The following is a 1,935-nucleotide window of genomic DNA, read 5'->3' on the forward strand; positions in this document are numbered from 1 at the left end:
CAACGACGGCCAGGAGATGTGCATCTTCCTCATAGATGTCATGTGGGGAAAAGTCGAAGGCATCCGCATCGGACACCGCTTGTCGGCCGCGAAAGAGCTCCTGAACAGAGCGTTCGGCAGGAGCCAGGGCATACCACTGCCCAATCCCCCACGCGCGACTGCTCCCCCGGGAACGATCCCAAGGCCAGACCAGCAGGTCCCGGCCGAGACAGCCCAGGAAGCCGAGTCTGCGTCCGTTGACACTGTTGAAGATCCGCTGCGGCGGGAGCCTGTCGAAGGACAGCCCGAGTCTGCCCCCGTTCGTCCTGAGCTTGTCGAAGGACAGCCCGAGACCAACCCCAACTTCGACCCCGACATGTACAGGGCAGCGAGCAAGTGCCTAGACCCCAACTTCGATCCCCTGCTCGCAGCCTCAAATGAAGACTACCTGCTCAACTACGACGGCTGCGACAACATCAGCTGCCCTTTCCACGGCGATCCCGAAGACCCCGACTACGACCCCAACGCCCAACACTACTGACACCCTCTCCCTAAGAGCCTGCCCCGCACCTGATCCGGGGGTGAGGGTGAAAACACTGCCTACCAGACTGACACAGGCCCCGCCCGTCCCAAACCATGCAAAGGGTAGCCTCAATCTGGTAGCATTCGATTCCACACTCGTATGACCGCCGGATGATTCCCGACATGGGAACATCGGCGCCCCTCTCACAGAAAACTCGGGGGACAACGTGGCCAAACCTGTCGTAGCTATCGTAGGAAGGCCGAACGTCGGCAAGTCCACCCTGTTCAACAGGCTGGTCGGCAGGACCGTTGCGATCGTCTCCAAGCAGTCCGGCACCACCCGCGACAGGGTGATGCTCGAGACGGACTGGGCCGAGCACAACTTCATCCTTGTCGACACCGGCGGACTCGAGATATTCCCTGACACCGACATGTGGCGGCAGGTGCGCGGACAGGTCGAGACCGCCATCGACGACGCCGACATCATCATCATGGTGGTCGACGTCACCGAGGGCGTAACCGGCTCGGACATCGACGTGGCAGACCTGCTGCGCATGGGCGGCAAGCCCGTCGTGCTGGCAGTCAACAAGGTCGACACTGAGCAGAAAGCCGCAGGCGCCGTCGAGTTCTTCGAGCTTGGCCTGGGCTACCCACACCCGATCAGTGGCTATCACAACCTCGGACTCGACGACATGATGGCCGAGGTCGTGACCCACTTCCCGCCCGAGCCCGAGTTCCCCGAGCCGGACGCTGACCTGCGCCTCGCCATAGTGGGTAGGCCCAACGTCGGCAAGTCCATGCTGCTGAACGCGCTGACCGGCGAAAACCGCTCCATCGTCAGCGATATCCCAGGCACTACCCGCGACACCATTGACACTCTCATCAAGTACAACGACCTGGACGTGCTCCTGATCGACACGGCGGGTATCCGCAGGCGCGGAAAGATCGGCACCGGCATCGAGAAGTACAGCGTCATCCGCTCCGTCAGGGCGATCGACAGGGCCGATGTGGTCGTCCTGCTGATGGACGCGATGGAACCGGCCACGATGCAGGACACCCACATCGCAGGCTACATACTAGACGCCTATAAGGGGGTAGTGTTCGTCGTCAACAAGTGGGACCTTCTCGAGGGCAAGGGCATCACAAAGGGCGAGATCGAAGCGCTGCTCAAAGACCGTTTCAGGTTCGCGACCTACGCGCCTATATGCTTCACCTCGGCGCTCAACGGCACTGGCCTCGAAGAGCTGATGGACACATCGCTCGACGTTTACAACGAGTGGACCAAGGGCATACCGAGATACGACCTGCGCCGCACTATGATGAGCGCGATAGCCGAACACCCGCCCACCGGCATAAAGGGGCGCTCACTCAAGATCTACAGCGTCTCCCAGGAGGAGGTCGCGCCGCCGAGCTTCACGTTCTTCGTGAACCGCT

2 protein-coding genes are annotated in these 1,935 nt (G+C 61.5%); both read left to right on the plus strand.

Annotated features, from left to right (window positions below):
• On the plus strand, positions 1–520 hold a 520-nt coding region (locus J4G14_11110; GenBank protein MCE2458345.1), incomplete at its 5' end, for a hypothetical protein.
• A gap of 208 nt (positions 521–728) precedes the next feature.
• Positions 729–1,935: ribosome biogenesis GTPase Der (der, locus tag J4G14_11115; GenBank protein ID MCE2458346.1), on the plus strand; the 1,207-nt coding region annotated here is incomplete at its 3' end.

Source organism: Dehalococcoidia bacterium (genome assembly GCA_021295915.1).
Classification (GTDB): Bacteria; Chloroflexota; Dehalococcoidia; order Lucifugimonadales; family UBA1123; genus VXRN01.